We start from the raw sequence: 16,859 nt of genomic DNA, 5'->3' as shown, positions 1-16,859 counted from the left end.
CGATGCGGACGGCCAAGGGCGACGGGCGGATCGCGTTCGCCTACCTCGCCCCCGCCCTGCTGGTGCTGGTCGGGCTGATGGGCTACCCGATCTACCAGCTCGTGCTGATCTCCCTGTTCGACTACGGCCAGGAGCAGGTCAGCGGTGGCGCGCCGCTGACCTTCCTGGGCCTGGGCAACTACACGGCCCTGCTGTCCGACGCGCGGTTCTGGGCCGTGCTCGGGCAGACGGTCGGGTTCGCCGCGGTCTGCGTGGCGGGCACCCTGCTGGTCGGCGCCGCCCTGGCGGTGCTCGCCACCAGGGTCCGCACGTGGGCGCGGATGACGTTGTTCCTCGCCGCGCTGGGCGCGTGGGCCACGCCGACGGTGGCCGGGTCGACGATCTGGCTGTTCCTGTTCGACGCCAACTTCGGGTTCGTCAACGAGGTCCTGGGCACCACCGGGCTGTCCTGGACCTACGACAAGTGGCTGGCGTTCGGGCTGGTCGCGGCCCAGGTGATCTGGTGCTCGTTCCCGTTCGTCATGGTCACCCTGTACGCGGGGATCAAGTCGATACCGGGCGAGGTGCTGGAAGCCGCCGCGCTGGACGGCGCGAGCACGGTGAAGACGACGACCAGCGTGATCCTGCCGCTGCTGCGGCCACTGCTGATCGTGGTGACGATCCAGTCGGTCATCTGGGACTTCAAGGTGTTCACCCAGATCTACATCATGACCAACGGCGGCGGCATCGCGGGCCGCAACCTGGTGCTCAACGTCTACGCCTACCAGCAGGCGTTCGCCGCCTCCGAGTACGGGCTCGGCGCGAGCATCGGCGTGGTGATGACGGCGTTGCTGCTGCTCGTCACCCTCGGCTACCTGCGTGCGCTGCGGCGGAGCGGGGAGGTGCTGTGAACCGGCGTGCGTCGCGGGGCCTGGCGGAAGCGGTCACGGTCGTCGTCGCGGCCGTGGTGGCGTTCCCGCTGTACTGGATGGCGCTGACCGCGGTGAAGCCCGAGGCGGAGGTGATCTCCGCCGACCCGCGCCCGTGGACGCTCGCGCCGACGCTCGACAGCTTCACCCGCGCGTTGACCGTGCAGAACTTCGGCCGCTACCTGCTCAACAGCGTGGTGGTGGCGGTCGCGGTGGTGCTGCTGAGCCTGCTGATCTCGTTCCTGGCGGCCACCGCGCTGACCCGGTTCCGGTTCCGCGGCCGCACCACGCTGCTGATCATGCTGCTGGTGGTGCAGATGGTGCCGGTCGAGGCGTTGACCATCCCGCTGTTCTTCCTCATGCGGTCGGTGCGGGACGTGGCGCCGGTGTTCGGCCTGAACCACCTCGGGTCGCTGGTGCTGGTGCACCTGGCGTTCAGCCTGCCGTTCGCGATCTGGATGCTGCGCGGGTTCGTCGCGGCCGTGCCGGTGGAGCTGGAGGAGGCGGCCACGCTGGACGGCGCGTCCCGGTTCCGGTTCCTGTGGCAGGTGCTGTTCCCGCTGGTGGCCCCCGGCCTGGTGGCGACGAGCGTGCTGTCGTTCATCCACGCGTGGAATGATTTCCTCTTCGCCAAGACCTTCATCATCTCGGCGGCGGAGAACCAGACGCTGCCGCTGGCGCTGCAGGTGTTCGTGAAACCCGATCAGAACGACTGGGGGGCGATCATGGCCGGTTCGACGTTGATGACGATCCCGGTGCTGCTGTTCTTCATCCTGGTGCAGCGGCGCCTGGTGGCGGGCCTGGCCGGGGCGGTGAAGTCGTGATCCTGCCGCGCCCGGTGGTGTTCGCCCGCGGCGAGGGCGAGGTGCCGTTCGACGGCACGTTCCAGGTCACCCGGGAAGCCGGCCCCGCCGAGGGGTACCGGCTGTCCGTCTCGGCGGACGGCGTGCGGGTGCGGGCGTCCGACGACGCCGGCGAGTTCTACGCCCGGCAGACGTTGCGGCAGCTCAGCGGGCCGGCGGCGTTCCGGGCCGTGCCGCCGGGCGCGGTCACGCTGCCGGTGTGCGAGGTCGAGGACCACCCCCGGTTCGCGTGGCGCGGCGTGATGCTGGACGTGGCGCGGCACTTCCTGCCCAAGCACGACCTGCTGCGGTACGTCGACCTGCTGGCCGTGCACAAGCTGAACGTGCTGCACCTGCACCTGACCGACGACCAGGGCTGGCGGTTCGAGTCGCGCAGGTTCCCCCGGCTGCACGAGGTCGGCGGGTGGCGGCCCGACTCGCGGTTCGGCGACCGGCGGGCCGGCGGCATGGCCGGGCGGCCCCACGGCGGCTACTACACCCAGGACGACCTGCGGGAAGTCGTCGCGTACGCGGCGCAGCGGCAGATCACCGTGGTGCCGGAGATCGACGTGCCGGGGCACAGCCAGGCGGCCATCGCGGCGTACCCGGAGCTGGGCGCGTCCGGCGGCGGGGTGTGGACGGACTGGGGGATCAACCCGAACGTGCTGCGGGCCGACGAGCCCACCGTGGACTTCTACCGGCAGGTGTTCGACGAGCTGCTGGACGTGTTCCCGTCCGAGGTGATCGGGTTGGGCGGCGACGAGGCCGAGGGCGGTGACGGCCGGTTCGTCCGCCGGCTCGCCCAGCACCTGCACCAGCGCGGGCGGCGGCCGTTCGGCTGGGACGAGGTGCTCGGCGTCGGACCACTGCCGGCCCGCACGATCGTCGCGTCGTGGCGCGGCGAGGAGCCCGGCCTGACCGCGTTGGACCGGGGCCACGACGTCGTGATGTGCCCGGAAGAGCACCTCTACCTGGACTACCGGCAGTCCGACCACCCCGACGAGCCGATCCCCGTCGGCACCGTCACCGCGGTCGAGGACGTCTACCGGTACGAACCGGCGGCGGCGGACCGGGTGCTCGGGGCGCAGGCGAACCTGTGGACCGAACACCTCGACTCGCCGCGGCGCCTCGACTACGCCGCGTTCCCCCGGTTGAGCGCGTTCGCCGAGGTCGTGTGGAGCCCCGCCGAGCGTGACGTGGCGGAGTTCCTGACCCGGCTGGCCGAGCACCACCTGCCGCGGCTCGACGCGCTCGGCGTCGAGTACCGCCCCCTCGACGGCCCCCGGCCGTGGCAGGTGCTCCCGGGCGTGCCCGGTCACCCGCGGTGATCAGTCCTCTTCGGGCATGAGGAGCCAGCAGGCGAGGTAGAGGACCGCGCCCGTGCCGAACCCGAAGAGGGTGGCGGCGACCAGCAGGATGCGGACCAGCGCCGCGTCCACGCCGAGGAGCTTGGCGACGCCGCCGCAGACGCCCGCGACCATCTTGTCGGTCCGGCTGCGGCGGAGCTTCTTGACCTTGGCGGTGGCTTCGGTGAGCACGTCGTTCGTCATGGCTCAAGAGTGCTCCGCCAGGCGTTTCCGGGCATCGGGGACGCACCCTGACTTCCCCCGGACCCCCGTTCTCAGGGTGTCACCAGGACCTTGCCCCTGAGGTCGCCGGCCTCGGCGCGGCGGTGCAGTCCGGGCAGGTCGGCGAGGCCGTGCCGCTCGGAGACGTCGATCCGCACCACGCCTCGGTCGACGAGGGCGACCAGCCCGGTGAGCTGGGCGGCGTCGAAGCGGGTGACGAAGTGGGCGTCGGGTGCGTCGCTCAGGGTCGCCGAGACGACGACGTCGCCCAACCGGGCCACTTCGGCGTCGGCGACGAGGTTGAGCACCACGTCGAACCGGCCGGTGGGGTGGTAGCCGACGACGTGGTCCGCGCCCAGGTCCCGCACGACCTCGGCGCTGCGCGGGGACGCGGTGGCGGTGACGTGCGCGCCCGCGTGCTTGGCCAGCTGCACGGCGAACCCGCCGATGCCGCCGCCCGCGCCGTTGACCAGGACCCGGTGGCCGGGCCGCACGCGCCCGTGCTCGACCACCATCTGCCACGCGGACAGGCCGGCCAGGGGCAGGGCGGCGGCGTCGGGCAGCGGGACGGTGCGGGGCGCGGGGACGAGGCGGTCCGGGGTGGTGACGGCGTACTCGGCGGCGGCGCCGTCGATCCAGCCGACCACCGGGTCGCCGTCGACCGTGCCGGCCACGTCCCAGCCGAGCATGTGGGGCAGCGGGAGGGTGAACCGGCCTTGCCGCACGGCGACTTCCGTGGGGTTGAACGAGGTCGCGGCCACCTGGACCAGCACCTCACCCGCGCCGGGTCGTGGGATGGGGACGTCGTCGACGACGATCACGTGCGGGCCGCCGTGGGTGTGGACGCGTGCGCTTTTCACAGTGCCGACGGTATGCAGTCGTCAGGAGACGATCCATGTTGCGGAATCCTGTGTACATGTTCAATCGTCTTCCGTGGACGTGCTGAGCGACGTGGTCGCGGTGATGCGGACGGGCCGGCCCGTGGTCGCCCGGGTGGCGTGGGAGGCGCCGTGGGCGCAGCGGTTCGCGCCGGTGCCGGGCGCGTCCGGGTTCCAGGTGGTGCTGGAGGGCACGTGCTGGCTGCTGCGCGACGACGCCGACCCGGTCGAGCTGCGGGCAGGCGACGTCGTGTTCCTGCCCGACGGTCGGGGGCACGTGCTCGCGGACCGCCCCACCACGCCCGTGACCGGGGAGGCGTGCGACCCGAACGCCCCGGACTTCGCCGTCGACCACCCCGCGCCCGCGCACCCGACCACCGTCACGCTGTGCGGCGCCTACGAGCTGAGGGACGTGCACCCGCTGCTGCGCGACCTGCCGGACACCGTGCTCGTGTCGGGCCCGGACCTGCGCGCCGCCGTCACCCTCCTGGCCGGCGAGCTCGACCACCCGCGCCTGGGCTCCGACGCCCTCGTCCCGGCCCTGCTCGACACGCTGCTGGTCTACCTGCTGCGCACCTGGTTCACCGGGTCCGACCGGACCACCGGCTGGGCCGCCGCGCTCACCGACCCGGTCACCGCCACCGCGTTGCGCCACCTGCACCACGACCCCGCCCACCCGTGGACGGTCGCGGAACTGGCCGCGACCACCGGCCTGTCCCGCGCACCGTTCGCCAAGCGCTTCACCGCCCTGGTCGGCCGACCGCCGCTGACCTACCTGACGTGGTGGCGCATGACCACCGCCGCACGCCTGCTGAGGGACACGGACGCACCGCTGGCGACCATCGCCCGCCGGGTGGGGTACGCCTCGGAGTTCGCCTTCGCCGCCGCCTTCAAACGCGCCCACGGCACCGCCCCGGGCCGCTTCCGCCGCGCGCGGTAGTGCGCCGCCGTCCGCGGAGCAGCGGCAAGATGACAGGGTGACGCCTGAGGAGCTCGCCGCCGAACTGGACCGGGTCGGCTACCTGCCCGACCGGGGCATCGCGACCGCCGCCTACCTGGCCTGGCGCATGCACCGGCCGTTGTTCTGCGAGGGCGAGCCGGGCACCGGCAAGACGTCGCTGGCCGTCGCGCTCGCCCGAGCCCTCGACCTGCCGCTGATCCGGCTCCAGTGCCACGAGGGCATCGACGCCACCCAGGCCCTCTACGACTGGGACTTCCCCCGCCAGCTGCTGCACCTTCGGGCTCTCGAAGCCGCGGGCCCCGTCGACGCCGACCAAGCCGAGGCCTCCCTCTACACCCGCCGCTTCCTCCTCGCCCGCCCGCTGCTCCAAGCCCTCGAAGACGCGCCGTGCGTCCTGCTCGTGGACGAGGTGGACCGGGCCGACGACGAGTTCGAGGCGTTCCTGCTCGAAGTGCTCGGCGAGAACTCGGTGACGATCCCCGAACTGGGCCGCGTCACCGCCGAGACCCCGCCGCTGGTCGTCCTCACGTCCAACCGCACCAGGGAGGTGCACGACGCCCTCAAGCGCCGCTGCCTCTACCACTGGCTGGAACACCCCGACCTGGCCCGCGAGGTCGCCATCCTCCGCCGCCGGCTGCCGGGCGTCACCGAACGCCTCGCGCACCAGGTGGCGTCAGCCGTGCGGCGGTTGCGCGACCTGGACCTCCTCAAACCGCCGGGCGTCGCCGAGTCCCTGGACTGGGCGGAAGCCCTGCTCACCCTGGGCCGCACCGAACTGGACGCGGACACGGCCGCGACCACGCTCGGTGCCGTCCTCAAGTACCGCGAGGACGCCCAGCGGGCCCTGTCGAGCGGTGTCCTCGGCGCCGCGTCCGGGAGCACAATCGGGGGATGACGGGAGCCGGGGCGTCGACCGGGCTCGTGGGGTTCGCCCGCGCGCTGCGGCACGGCGGGGTGGCGTGCGGGCCCGAGAGGGTGCACGCGTTCGTCGCGGCGGTCGACCACCTCGACGTGGCACGGCGCGAGGACGTGTACTGGGCCGGTCGCCTGACGTTGTGCGGCGAGCCCGACGACCTGCCCCGGTACGACGTGGCGTTCCAGGCCTGGTTCGGCGGGGTGCCGCCGGTGCCGCCGGGGAGGCGCGCCCGGCAGGGCAGCCACCTGGCCGCGCTCGGCGGCGGCACGGTGAGGCGTGACCGGGCGGTGTCCGCGGTGAAGGTCGCGGCCAGCGAGGTGGAAGTGCTGCGGCGCAAGGACATCGCCTCCTTGAGTCCCGCCGAGAAGCGGCACCTGGACGAGTTGCTGGCGGTGCTCGAGCCGGTGCCGCCGACGCGGCGCGCGCTGCGCAGGACACCGGCACGGCGAGGGGCGATCGACCCCCGCCGCACGCTCAGGGACATGCTGGCCACCGGCGAGCCGACCCGGCCGCGCCGCCGCCGCCGCGCCACCCGCGCCCGCAAGGTCGTGCTGCTCGTCGACGTCTCCGGTTCGATGAAGCCCTACGCCGACGCCCTGCTCCGCTTCGCGCACGTCGTCGCCCGCCGCATGCCCGTCGAGGTCTGCACGCTCGGCACCCGCCTGACCCGCGTCACCCGCCAGCTGCGCCACCGCGACCCCGAGCAGGCACTCCGGGCCGCGGCCCGCGCCGTGCCCGATCACGAGGGCGGCACGCGGCTCGGCGAGACGCTCAAGGTGTTCCTCGACCGCTGGGGCCAGCGGGGCGCCGCCCGGGGCGCGGTCGTCGTCATCTGCTCGGACGGCTGGGAGCGCGGCGACCCGGCCCTGCTCGCCGACCAGGTCCGGCGGCTCGCGCGGCTCGCGCACAAGGTCGTCTGGGTCAACCCGCACGCCGGCCACGACGGGTACCGGCCGGTGCAGTCCGGCATCGTCGCCGCCCTCCCGCACCTGGACCGGCTGCTCGCCGGGCACAGCCTCGACACCCTGCAAGAACTGCTGGAGGAGGTCCGACTTGCGTGATGTCCTCGTCGAACTGGCCGAGCGCGTCGACCGGGGCGAGACGGTCGGCGTCGGCACGGTGGTCGCCACGTTCAGCTCCGCACCCCGCCCGCCCGGCGCCGCGATGCTCGTCGGCGCGGACGGCGCCGTCGTCGGCAGCGTCTCCGGCGGCTGCGTCGAAGGCGCGGTCTACGAGCTGGCCCAGGAGGTGGTGCACCAAGGCCGGCCGGTGCTGCAGCGGTACGGCGTGACCGACGACGACGCGTTCGCGGTGGGCCTGACCTGCGGCGGGATCATCGACGTCTACGTCGAGCCGGTGAACCGGCACAACTTCCCCGAGCTGCCCGAGGTGCTGGAGGCGGTGCGGGCGCGGGAGCCGGTCGCGATCGCCACGGTCGTGGAACACCCGGAGTGGGTGGGTCGGCGGCTGGTCGTCCGGCCCGACCGCGCCACCGGCGACATCCCCTCGGCCAGGGCGGCGGACGCCGTCGCCGACGACGCCCGCGGCCTGCTCGCCGCGGGCCGCAGCGGCACCCTGCACTACGGGCCCGACGGGCAGCGGCGCGGCGAGGGCATGACGGTGTTCGTGAACTCCTTCGAGCCGCCGCCCCGGATGCTGGTGTTCGGCGCGATCGACTTCGCCGCCGCGGTGGCCAGGCTGGGCGCGTTCCTCGGCTACCGCGTCACGGTGTGCGACGCGCGCCCGGTGTTCGCCACGACGAGCCGGTTCCCCGAAGCCGACGAGGTGGTCGTCGACTGGCCGCACCGCTACCTCGCCGCGCAGGCCGACGCCGGGCAGCTCGACGAGCGCACGGTCGTCGCCGTCCTCACCCACGACCCGAAGTTCGACGTGCCGCTGCTGGAGGCCGCGCTGCGTCTCAAGCTCGGCTACGTCGGCGCGATGGGCTCCCGCCGCACGCACGACGACCGGCTGCGCCGGCTGCGCGAGGCGGGCCTGGCCGAGGACGAGCTGGCCAAGCTGGCGTCCCCGATCGGCCTCGACCTGGGCGCCCGCACGCCCGAGGAGACGGCGGTGTCGATCGCCGCGGAGATCATCGCCCTGCGCTGGGGCGGGGGAGGTGGGCGGCTGGCCCGTGGGGACGGCTCCATCCACAAGTGAGGGGGTTGTTTGACGCGGCAACAACGAGCAGGCTCAGTTGTGACCCCCATCACCACCACTCTTGGAGGGTTCATGCGGATCACGGTCACCGTCGACGGCGTGGCCTACAGCGACGAGGTGGAACCACGCACCTTGCTGGTCCACCACCTGCGCGAACGACTCGGCAAGACCGGCACGGTCGTGGGTTGCGACACCAGCAACTGCGGCGCGTGCACGGTGCACCTCGACGGGCGGAGCGTGAAGTCCTGCGCCGTCCTCGCGGTGCAGGCGAACGGCCGCGAGGTCACCACGGTCGAGGGCCTGGCCCGCGACGGCGAGCTGCACCCCGTGCAGCGGGCGTTCCACGAGAACCACGCGTTGCAGTGCGGTTTCTGCACCCCGGGCATGATCATGCAGGCCATCGACCTGCTCGAGGACAACCCCGACCCCGACGAGGACGAGGTGCGGCACGGCCTGGAGGGCAACCTCTGCCGCTGCACCGGCTACCAGAACATCGTCCGCGCCGTGCGCGACGCCGCGAGCCGCACCACCGCCGCCGGGGGTGCCGCGTGACCGCCACCGCCGAACCCGAAATCGGGAAATCCCGAAGGCGCAAGGAAGACGCCCGGCTGATCACCGGCGCGACCCGCTGGACCGACAACCTCCAGCTCACCGGGATGCTCCACATGGCGTTGCTGCGCAGCCCCGTGGCGCACGCCCGGATCACCTCCGTCGACGTCACCGAGGCCGTGAAGATGCCCGGTGTGCTGGTCGCGCTCACCGGTCGGGACCTGGCCGACGAGCAGGGCAGCCTGCCGTGCGCGTGGCCGATCACCGAGGACATGCTCGCGCCGCCCGCGCCGTCGCTGGCCGTCGACCGGGTCAACTTCGCCGGCGAGGCCGTCGCCCTGGTCGTGGCCCGCAGCGCGGCCGAGGCGCACGACGCGCTGTCCGCGATCGACGTCGACTACGAGGACCTGCCGGTCGTGCTCGACCTGGAGCGGGCGATCGGGGACGACGCCGACCTCGTCCACCCCGACCTGGGCACCAACAAGAGCGCCACCTGGGTGTTCGACTCCGCCGAGGCGGGCACCGGGTCCGACGTCGACCGGGCCATCGCCGAGTCGGAGGTGGTCGTCGAGCGCACGTTCCGCCAGCAGCGGCTGATCCCGGCGTTCATGGAGCCCCGCTCGGTGGTGGTCGACGCGTCACCCGACTCGGTGACGATGTGGTCGTCCACGCAGGTGCCGCACATCCTGCGGTGGATGCTGTCGGTCGTGCTCGGCATCCCGGAGCAGCAGATCCGGGTCATCGCGCCGGACGTCGGCGGCGGCTTCGGCGGCAAGCTCCAGGTCACGCCGGAGGAGGTGCTGACCCTGCTGGTCGCGCGCCGCCTCGGCAAGCCGGTCAAGTGGACCGAGTCGCGCACCGAGTCGATGCTGTCCGGCCACCACGGCCGCGACCAGTTGCAGCGCATCACGATCTCGGCCCGCCGCGACGGCACGGTCACCGGCCTGAAGGTCGACCTGCTCGCCGACATGGGCGCCTACCTGCGGCTGATCACGTCGGGCGTGCCGATCCTCGGCGCGTTCATGTTCAACGCCATCTACAAGTTCCCGGCCTACCGGTTCACCTGCACGAACGTCTTCACCACCAAGGTGCCGACCGACGCCTACCGCGGCGCGGGGCGGCCCGAGGCCACGTTCGCCATCGAGCGGATCATGGACGAGCTGGCCGCCGAGCTGGGCGTCGACCCGCTGGAGCTGCGCGAGCGGAACTGGATCAGGCACGAGGAGTTCCCGTTCACCACGGTCGCGGGCCTGACCTACGACTCGGGCCACTACGAGGCCGCCACCGCCCGCGCCAAGGAGCTGTTCGGGTACGACGCGCTGCGCGCCGAGCAGGCCGCGCGCCGCGCCGACGGCGACCCGGTGCAGCTGGGCATCGGCATCTCCACCTACACCGAGATGTGCGGGCTCGCGCCGTCACGGGTGCTCGGCGCGCTGCGGTACGCGGCGGGCGGCTGGGAGCACGCCGCCCTGCGGATGCTGCCCACCGGCAAGGTCGAGCTGATCACCGGCACCTCGCCGCACGGCCAGGGCCACGTGACGGCGTGGAGCCAGATCGTGGCCGACCGGCTCGGCGTGCCGTTCGAGGACGTCGAGGTGCTGCACGGCGACACGCGCGTCTCGCACCGCGGCATGGACAGCTACGGCTCGCGGTCGCTGGCCGTCGGCGGCGTGGCCGTGGTGCTGGCCGCGGACAAGGTGCTGGCCAAGGCCCGCACGGTCGCCGCGCACCTGATGGAGGTCGCGGAGGACGACGTCGAGTTCACCGCCGGCACGTTCTCCGTGCGCGGCACGTCCACGACGATGGCCCTCGGCGACGTGGTGGTGGCGGCGCACGTCGCGCACAACCTGCCCGACGGCGTGGAACCCGGCCTGGACGCCGAGGCCACGTTCGACCCGGACGACTTCTCCTACCCGCACGGCACGCACCTGTGCGCGACCGAGGTCGACACGCGGACCGGCGCGGTGAAGATCCGCTCGTACGTGTGCGTGGACGACGTCGGCACGGTGGTCAACCCGATGATCGTGGAGGGCCAGGTGCACGGCGGCCTGGCGCAGGGCATCGCGCAGGCCCTGTACGAGGAGGCCGTGCACGACGAGAGCGGCACGCTCACCACCGCCACCCTCGCCGACTACCTGCTGCCGTCCGCGGTCGACCTGCCGCACTTCACCACCGACCGCACCGAGACGCCCGCGACCGGCAACCCGCTGGGCGTGAAGGGCGTCGGCGAGGCGGGCACCATCGCGTCCACGCCCGCCGTGGTCAACTCGGTGATCGACGCCGTGCGGCACCTGGGCGTGACCGACGTGGAGATGCCGTGCACCCCGATGCGGGTGTGGAAGGCGATCAACGGCCGCGGTGGGGGCGTGCCGACCACCCCGGGCGCGGGCGGCGGCCTCGGCTCCCTCGACTCGCGGTCCGCCGACGACCGGGGAGGTGCGGCGTGATCCCGGCCGCGTTCGACTACGTCGCGCCCGCCACGGTGCCGGAGGCGGTGCGCGCCCTGACCGCCGGCGGCGAGGACGCCAAGGTGATGGCGGGCGGGCAGAGCCTCATCCCGGTGCTGCGGATGCGGCTGGCCGTGCCGACGGTGGTGGTCGACCTGTCCGGGCTCACCGAGCTGACCGGCGTGCACGACGACGGCGACTCGCTGCGCATCGGGGCCATGACCACGCACTACGAGGTGCAGCGCGACCCGCTGGTCCGCGAGCACGCGCGGCTGCTGCGCCTGGCCACGGACACCGTCGCCGACCCGCAGGTGCGGCACCGGGGCACGTTCGGCGGCTCGCTGGCCCACGCCGACCCGGCCGGCGACCTGCTCGCGCCCGCGCTGGCGCTGGACGCGGTGATGGTGTGCGTCGGCCCGGACGGCACGCGGGAGGTGCCGGCGGCGGAGTTCTTCGTCGACCACTTCACCACCGCCCTCGCGCCCGACGAGCTGCTCACCCACGTGAAGGTGCCCAAGCTGACCGGCTGGGGCGCGCACTACGAGAAGTTCAACCGCGTCGCGCAGGCGTGGTCGATCGTGGGGGTGGCCGCCGCGCTGCGGGTGGCCGACGGCCGGATCACCGACGCGCGGATCGGCCTGACCAACATGGGCCCGACCCCCGTGCGGGCCCGCGGCGTGGAGGAGGCGCTGGTGGGGCAGCCCGCGACGGCCGAGGCGATCACGGCGGCGGCCACCCGCGCCGCCGAGGGGGCCGACCCGCCGACCGACGGCAACGCCGACGCCGAGTACCGGTCCCACCTGGCCCGCGTGCTCACCGAGCGGGCCGTGACGGCCGCGGTGGGCGCATGAAGCTCGAGCACCGGTTCACCGTCCCCGCGCCCGTGCCGGACGTCTGGGCGGCGCTGCTCGACCCGGAGAAGGTAGCGCCGTGCATGCCGGGCGCCACCCTCACCGGGGTCGACGGGCCGAAGTTCACCGGCACGGTCAAGGTCAAGCTCGGCCCCGTGACGCTGCTCTACAAGGGCGCCGGCGAGTTCACGTCCGTGGACGAACGGGTGCACGCGGCCGTGCTGAAGGCGTCCGGCAAGGACACCAGGGGCAACGGCACGGCGTCCGCCTCCGTGTCGGTGGCGCTGACGGCGGGCACGGCGGGCACCGAGGTGTCGGTGGTCACGGACCTGAACGTCACCGGCCGCCCGGCCCAGTTCGGCCGGGGTCTGATCAGCGAGGTCAGCGGCCGGCTCATCGGCGAGTTCGCGCAATGCCTGGCGACGCGCCTCGCGCCGGCGGAAGCTGAGGAGGTGACTGCTACGGAGACCGCCAAGCCGCACCTGCGCGCCGTGCCGGACGAGCCGATCGACCTGGTCGGCACGGCGGGCGTGCCCGTGCTCAAACGGGTGCTGCCGGTGCTGGCCGGGCTGCTGGTGGTGGCGCTGCTGGTGCGCGGGCTCCGCGGGCGGCACCGCTGAACGCGCGCGGCGGGCGACCGGTCCTCGGCCTGGTCGCCTGCCTCGGCCTGCTCGCGGCCTGCACCGGCTCGCCGGTGGTGATCACGACCGCGCGCGCTCCCGCGTCGACCACCTCGTCGGTCGCGCCCGAGCCGCCGTCGTTCACGCTGGCCGCGGGCGGCGACATCCTGATCCACCCGGCGCTGACCGAGCAGGCCGACGCCGACGGCGCCCGGACCTTCGTGCCGCTGCTGGAGGGGCTGCGCGAGGCGATCGACGCCGACGTGTCGATCTGCCACCTGGAGACGCCGCTGTCCGCGCCCGGCGCGCCGACCTACGGCTACCCGGCGTTCAGCGCGCCGCCCGAGGTCGCGTCGGCGTTGAAGGAGATCGGCTACGACAGCTGCTCCACCTCGTCCAACCACACCCTCGACCGGGGCGCGCCGGCCATCAGGACCACGCTGGACGTGATGGACGCGGCCGGGCTCAAGCACACCGGCTCGTTCCGCTCGCCGGAGGAGGCCGCCACCCCGCTGCTGCTGGACGTGGGCGGGGTGAAGGTCGGGCACATCGCGTTCACCTACGGCTTCAACGGCATCCCGCTGCCGCAGCCGTGGATGGCGAACCAGCTCTCCACGGAAGGCGTGCTGGCGGCGGCGCGCGCGGCGAAGGCGGCCGGCGCCGAGGTCGTGGTCGCCAGCCTGCACTGGGGCGACGAGTACCAGCACGAGGCGACGCCGCAGCAGCGGGAGATGGCGCGGGCCGTGCTCGCCGACCCGGCGGTGGACCTGATCATCGGCACGCACGTGCACGCCGTGCAGCCGATCGAGCAGATCGACGGCAAGTGGGTCGTCTACGGCATGGGCAACGAGGTGGCCCGCCACTCCGAGCCGCGCGGCATCACGGAGGAGGGCATCGTCACCCGGTTCAAGTTCGTGAAGGGTCCGTCCGGCTGGGCGGTGCGGGAGGCGTCCTACGTGCCGACCCTGGTCGAGTTCGGCCCCCCGATCCGGGTGGTCGACCTGACCCGCGTCCCACCCAACCCCCGCCGCACCGAAGCCCTCACCCGCACGGACGGCGTCGTGCGCAGCCTGGGCGCCGCCATCACCCGCCCCTGACCGTCCCGGTGACACGGTGACGCTCTGAAACCGTTGGGGTGACACGGAAAACCACTTGTCACCCACTCAGGTACAACCGGCCGGGATCGGCGTCCAGGACCACACGAACGCGTCCTTCTGTGCTGCACTCGATGGGCAGGACTTTTCACGGGCAGCCACAGCGAACGAACGTCGTGACGCCCACTGTGGAGGGAGGCTCTCATGTCTGTTCACACCCTGGCCCGCACGGTCGCCGCACCGGCGGACGTCGAGCTGCTCGGCACCCTGGTCGCCGAGCCGGAGTCAGCGATCACCGACCCGCCGCTACCCGCGCCGAACGCGGCCGGCGCCGTGCTGCTGGCCGCGCTCCTGCTCCTCTCGGCACCGGACCCGAAGGAGCCTCGCAAGTAGTCCCGGACGCTCGAAGCCCGAACGGAGCAGCGGCCGGTGGGAGGATCTGTGGACGCGTCGTCCTGTGCACGTGACGCCGCGAACCTGGCTGATCGGGTGCTCGGCGCACTGAGTGGAACCGGTGGAGTGGGTCTGGCCGACTTCCTCGACTCGTGCGCCGACCCGACAGCCGGGCTCGGCGCGGTCCGCCTGGTGGGTGCGGACGTCTTCCTGCCGCACGTGGTGCTGAACTGCCCGTTGACCGCGCGGGACGCGGAGGTGGTCGCCGCGTCCTTCCAGGTCTTCCCCCCGATCGCCGAACCGGCCGCGCCGGAGCAGCGGATCATGGCGTGGCACGACTGGTCCACCGCCCGGTTGCTGGCCGCCCTCACCGGGGACCGGGCCGTCACGGTGCCCGACGACGCGGCCGCCGTGCTGGGTTCGCCCGAGCGGTGGGCGGGCTGGTCGGTCGCGGTGGCCCAGCTGTCCTCCCTGGCGCACCCCGGTGCGACCGGGCCCGTGGTGGACGCGGTCGCGGCCCAGCCCTTGGCCCTGTGCCGGGGCGTGCTGCGGACCGTGCTGCGCCGGGACTTCGGCACCGCGAGCCGCCTGACCCGGTGGGTCGCCCTCGTGCACGCCGCCGGCGTCCGGCTGCCGGTGGACCCGGTGACGCTGGTCGACCACGTCGCGCTGCGGGTCGGCTCGGAACCGCGCCGGCTGCTCGACCTGACCGTCGCCCGCCACCTGGTGGGTGCGGCATGACCACCGTCGTCCACGTCGCCCACGACGTCGCGGCAGGCGCACTGGGCTGGTTGCACGCCAACCACGAGCTGGGCGCGTTCGAGGACGACGCCGCCATCGCCGACCTCAACGACCCCGACGAGGCGTACAAGCCGCTGTGCGAGCTGGGGCTGGCGTCGTCGCTGGTGCTGCGCGAGGGAGTGGCCGGCACGGCCGAGCAGCGGGCCGCGAGTGAGCTGCTGGACTTCTCGTGGAAGCAGATGCACGAGGGCGACCTGCTCTACGAGCGCCAGCTGCGGCACGCGCTGCTCACCGACCCGCTGGAGACCTACGTCCACTACGCCCGGAGCGGACTGCGCCACGAGGCACTGGAGGAGGTCCTCGCGCAGTGCTCGGTCGCGGACTCCATGACCGAAGTCCTCCCCAACCGCCGGCTGGCCGTGGCCAACGCCCACCGCGTCTTGGGTGTCCACCGGGACGACGACCTCGCGATGATGCTCCGGCAGACGTGGCTCGGCCGCACGCCGCAGCCCTGGGCGCTGGACTGGTACACCGCCTACTACATGACCCACACCGTCTTCCACCTTACCGACTGGGGCGCGCTGCCCGGGGACCTGCCGCCCGACGTGGTCGAGTACCTGGAGAACTGGCTGCCGGCGTGGATCGACGTGTGGGCGGAGGCCGAGCAGTGGGACCTGCTGGGCGAGCTGCTGATCGTGGGGGCGTGCCTGCCCGAGCCGCGGTGCGAGCGGGCGGAGTGGGAACTGTTCGCGCGAGCCCAGCACGCTGACGGGTTCCTGCCCCGCGACTCCGGCCCCGTGGACGACGACCCGCGCAAGCGGTACCACGACCACCAGCACACCGCCGTGGTGGCCACGATCGCCGGGACGCTGACCCTGTCCCGGCTGTTCGGCACGTGAAGGACCTCGTCGCGCACCTGCCGGCCGCGGTGCCCGACGCCACGGCCGTGGCGGTGGCGCTCCGCCAGGGCGACCGGGAGGTGGTCCTGGTCGGCGGCACGACCGGTCGCGGCGGGCCGCGTCCCGTCACCGGGCACACCCGCTTCGAGCTGGGCTCGCTGACCAAGACGTTCACCGGCCTGCTGCTGGCGGAGATGGCCGACCGGGGCGAGGTGCGCCTGACCGACCCCGTCCGGCGGCACCTGCCGGTGGGCGCGGCGCCGCACCTGGGCCGCGACGTCACCCTGGAGCGCCTGGCCACCCACACGTCCGGTCTGGCGCGCCTCCCACCGGGGCTGCTGTCGCGGGCGGTGCCGCGCTGGCGCACCAACCCCTACCGCGACTTCGACGCCGACGACTTCGCCGCCGCGCTGCGCCGCGCCCGGTCCCGGGCGTCCGGCCGCTACCGCTACTCGAACTTCGGCGGCGCGCTGCTGGGCGAGGCCCTGGCGGGTGCGGCGGGCCGGCCCTTCGCCGACCTGCTGGCCGAACGCGTGCTGCGCCCGCTGGGCCTGACCGACACGGACTGCACGCCGTCCGCGCAGGTCACCGGGCACCTGCGCGGGCGTCCCCGGCCGCCGTGGGAGATACCCGGCATGCCCGCCGCCGGTGCGCTGCGCTCGTCGGCGCTGGACCTGCTGCGCTACCTGACCGCCCACCTGCCGCCCTTCACCGGGCCGCTGGGCCGGGCCGCCGCCGAAGTCGCCCGGCCGCGCGCGTCGGCGGGCGACCACGACGTGTGCCTGTTCTGGGACCTGCGCCGCCGAGCGGACCGCGAGCTGCTGTTCCACTCCGGCGGCACCCGCGGCTGCACGGCGTTCGCCGCTTTCAGCCCCACCACCTCGACCGCGTTCGCCGCCCTGGCCAACGCCGGGCCGACACCGGGCAGCACCTTCGTCCAACGCGCCTACGAAGCCGCCTGGGCCCTGGTCGACCGCGCGGCGAGCCGGACCGCCAGGCCCCGTCCCGTGCCGGACCTGCGGGCCACCTGAC

General features: G+C 73.6%; 18 protein-coding genes. 16 read left to right on the top strand and 2 right to left on the bottom strand.

Features of this window, described 5'->3' with window-relative positions:
• The first annotated feature begins 2 nt into the window (after positions 1–2).
• The 3 genes from EDD40_RS20725 to EDD40_RS20715 are packed head-to-tail and all read left to right on the top strand — an operon-like array spanning position 3 to position 3,078.
• Positions 3–890: a carbohydrate ABC transporter permease gene (locus tag EDD40_RS20725; protein WP_123748174.1), complete on the top strand. Its 888-nt coding sequence runs from the start codon at positions 3–5 to the stop codon at positions 888–890.
• Positions 887–1,732 (top strand): carbohydrate ABC transporter permease, encoded by an 846-nt coding sequence (locus tag EDD40_RS20720; RefSeq protein ID WP_123744394.1) that lies wholly within the window; start codon positions 887–889, stop codon positions 1,730–1,732. Before EDD40_RS20725 ends, EDD40_RS20720 begins: the two co-directional genes overlap by 4 nt.
• Positions 1,729–3,078 carry a beta-N-acetylhexosaminidase gene (locus EDD40_RS20715; protein WP_123744393.1) on the top strand — a complete coding sequence of 450 codons (1,350 nt, stop codon included), beginning with the start codon at positions 1,729–1,731 and terminating at the stop codon, positions 3,076–3,078. The genes EDD40_RS20720 and EDD40_RS20715 overlap by 4 nt, the downstream gene beginning before the upstream one ends.
• Here EDD40_RS20715 and EDD40_RS20710 read toward each other — a convergent pair whose 3' ends face one another.
• Together EDD40_RS20710 and EDD40_RS20705 are read right to left on the bottom strand one after the other, a co-directional pair.
• Complete coding sequence (locus tag EDD40_RS20710; protein WP_123744392.1) at positions 3,079–3,300, bottom strand: PspC domain-containing protein; 222 nt, start codon at positions 3,298–3,300, stop codon at positions 3,079–3,081.
• Positions 3,301–3,371: 71 nt separating this feature from the next.
• A complete protein-coding gene (locus EDD40_RS20705; protein ID WP_123744391.1) occupies positions 3,372–4,178 on the bottom strand; it encodes an NADP-dependent oxidoreductase in 807 nt (268 codons plus the stop codon).
• Positions 4,179–4,251: 73 nt separating this feature from the next.
• Between EDD40_RS20705 and EDD40_RS20700 the strand changes: the two genes are divergently transcribed.
• The 13 genes from EDD40_RS20700 (at position 4,252) to EDD40_RS20640 (ending at position 16,858) form a co-directional block, all read left to right on the top strand.
• The gene (locus EDD40_RS20700; protein ID WP_123744390.1) at positions 4,252–5,136 is read left to right on the top strand and encodes an AraC family transcriptional regulator; all 885 of its coding nucleotides are present in this window, start codon (positions 4,252–4,254) and stop codon (positions 5,134–5,136) included.
• A gap of 37 nt (positions 5,137–5,173) precedes the next feature.
• Complete coding sequence (locus EDD40_RS20695) at positions 5,174–6,052, top strand: AAA family ATPase (protein WP_123744389.1); 879 nt, start codon at positions 5,174–5,176, stop codon at positions 6,050–6,052.
• Positions 6,049–7,134 carry a vWA domain-containing protein gene (locus tag EDD40_RS20690; RefSeq protein WP_123744388.1) on the top strand — a complete coding sequence of 362 codons (1,086 nt, stop codon included), beginning with the start codon at positions 6,049–6,051 and terminating at the stop codon, positions 7,132–7,134. The genes EDD40_RS20695 and EDD40_RS20690 overlap by 4 nt, the downstream gene beginning before the upstream one ends.
• Positions 7,127–8,233, top strand: a complete 1,107-nt coding sequence (locus EDD40_RS20685) for an XdhC family protein (protein ID WP_123744387.1) — start codon at positions 7,127–7,129, stop codon at positions 8,231–8,233. Before EDD40_RS20690 ends, EDD40_RS20685 begins: the two co-directional genes overlap by 8 nt.
• Positions 8,234–8,305: 72 nt before the next feature.
• Positions 8,306–8,785, top strand: coding sequence for a (2Fe-2S)-binding protein (locus tag EDD40_RS20680; protein WP_123744386.1), 480 nt, complete (start codon positions 8,306–8,308; stop codon positions 8,783–8,785).
• Positions 8,782–11,229 (top strand): xanthine dehydrogenase family protein molybdopterin-binding subunit, encoded by a 2,448-nt coding sequence (locus EDD40_RS20675; protein WP_123744385.1) that lies wholly within the window; start codon positions 8,782–8,784, stop codon positions 11,227–11,229. Before EDD40_RS20680 ends, EDD40_RS20675 begins: the two co-directional genes overlap by 4 nt.
• A complete protein-coding gene (locus EDD40_RS20670; RefSeq protein ID WP_123744384.1) occupies positions 11,226–12,080 on the top strand; it encodes an FAD binding domain-containing protein in 855 nt (284 codons plus the stop codon). The genes EDD40_RS20675 and EDD40_RS20670 overlap by 4 nt, the downstream gene beginning before the upstream one ends.
• Complete coding sequence (locus EDD40_RS20665; RefSeq protein ID WP_123744383.1) at positions 12,077–12,700, top strand: SRPBCC family protein; 624 nt, start codon at positions 12,077–12,079, stop codon at positions 12,698–12,700. The genes EDD40_RS20670 and EDD40_RS20665 overlap by 4 nt, the downstream gene beginning before the upstream one ends.
• Positions 12,701–12,774: 74 nt before the next feature.
• Positions 12,775–13,797: a CapA family protein gene (locus tag EDD40_RS20660; RefSeq protein ID WP_246037750.1), complete on the top strand. Its 1,023-nt coding sequence runs from the start codon at positions 12,775–12,777 to the stop codon at positions 13,795–13,797.
• A 201-nt stretch (positions 13,798–13,998) separates the two neighbouring features.
• On the top strand, positions 13,999–14,187 hold the full coding sequence (locus EDD40_RS20655) for a hypothetical protein (protein ID WP_123744381.1): 189 nt from the start codon (positions 13,999–14,001) through the stop codon (positions 14,185–14,187).
• A gap of 126 nt (positions 14,188–14,313) precedes the next feature.
• A complete protein-coding gene (locus EDD40_RS20650; RefSeq protein WP_211348215.1) occupies positions 14,314–14,928 on the top strand; it encodes a hypothetical protein in 615 nt (204 codons plus the stop codon).
• Positions 14,925–15,827, top strand: a complete 903-nt coding sequence (locus EDD40_RS20645; RefSeq protein WP_123744379.1) for a DUF6895 family protein — start codon at positions 14,925–14,927, stop codon at positions 15,825–15,827. The genes EDD40_RS20650 and EDD40_RS20645 overlap by 4 nt, the downstream gene beginning before the upstream one ends.
• Positions 15,824–16,858, top strand: a complete 1,035-nt coding sequence (locus tag EDD40_RS20640) for a serine hydrolase domain-containing protein (RefSeq protein WP_123744378.1) — start codon at positions 15,824–15,826, stop codon at positions 16,856–16,858. Before EDD40_RS20645 ends, EDD40_RS20640 begins: the two co-directional genes overlap by 4 nt.
• Position 16,859: the final 1 nt, after the last annotated feature.

The organism is Saccharothrix texasensis (assembly GCF_003752005.1).
GTDB lineage: Bacteria > Actinomycetota > Actinomycetes > Mycobacteriales > Pseudonocardiaceae > Actinosynnema > Actinosynnema texasense.
This window is presented reverse-complemented; position numbering and strand designations above follow the sequence as displayed.

Excerpts from the sequence above, each read along its gene's own strand:
- EDD40_RS20645 (WP_123744379.1), top strand. The coding sequence starts at position 14,925 with ATGACCACCGTCGTCCACGTCGCCCACGACGTCGCGGCAGGCGCACTG.
- EDD40_RS20655 (WP_123744381.1), top strand. The coding sequence starts at position 13,999 with ATGTCTGTTCACACCCTGGCCCGCACGGTCGCCGCACCGGCGGACGTC.
- EDD40_RS20665 (WP_123744383.1), top strand. The coding sequence starts at position 12,077 with ATGAAGCTCGAGCACCGGTTCACCGTCCCCGCGCCCGTGCCGGACGTC.
- EDD40_RS20680 (WP_123744386.1), top strand. The coding sequence starts at position 8,306 with ATGCGGATCACGGTCACCGTCGACGGCGTGGCCTACAGCGACGAGGTG.
- EDD40_RS20725 (WP_123748174.1), top strand. The coding sequence starts at position 3 with ATGCGGACGGCCAAGGGCGACGGGCGGATCGCGTTCGCCTACCTCGCC.
- EDD40_RS20690 (WP_123744388.1), top strand. The coding sequence starts at position 6,049 with ATGACGGGAGCCGGGGCGTCGACCGGGCTCGTGGGGTTCGCCCGCGCG.
- EDD40_RS20710 (WP_123744392.1), bottom strand. The coding sequence starts at position 3,300 with ATGACGAACGACGTGCTCACCGAAGCCACCGCCAAGGTCAAGAAGCTC.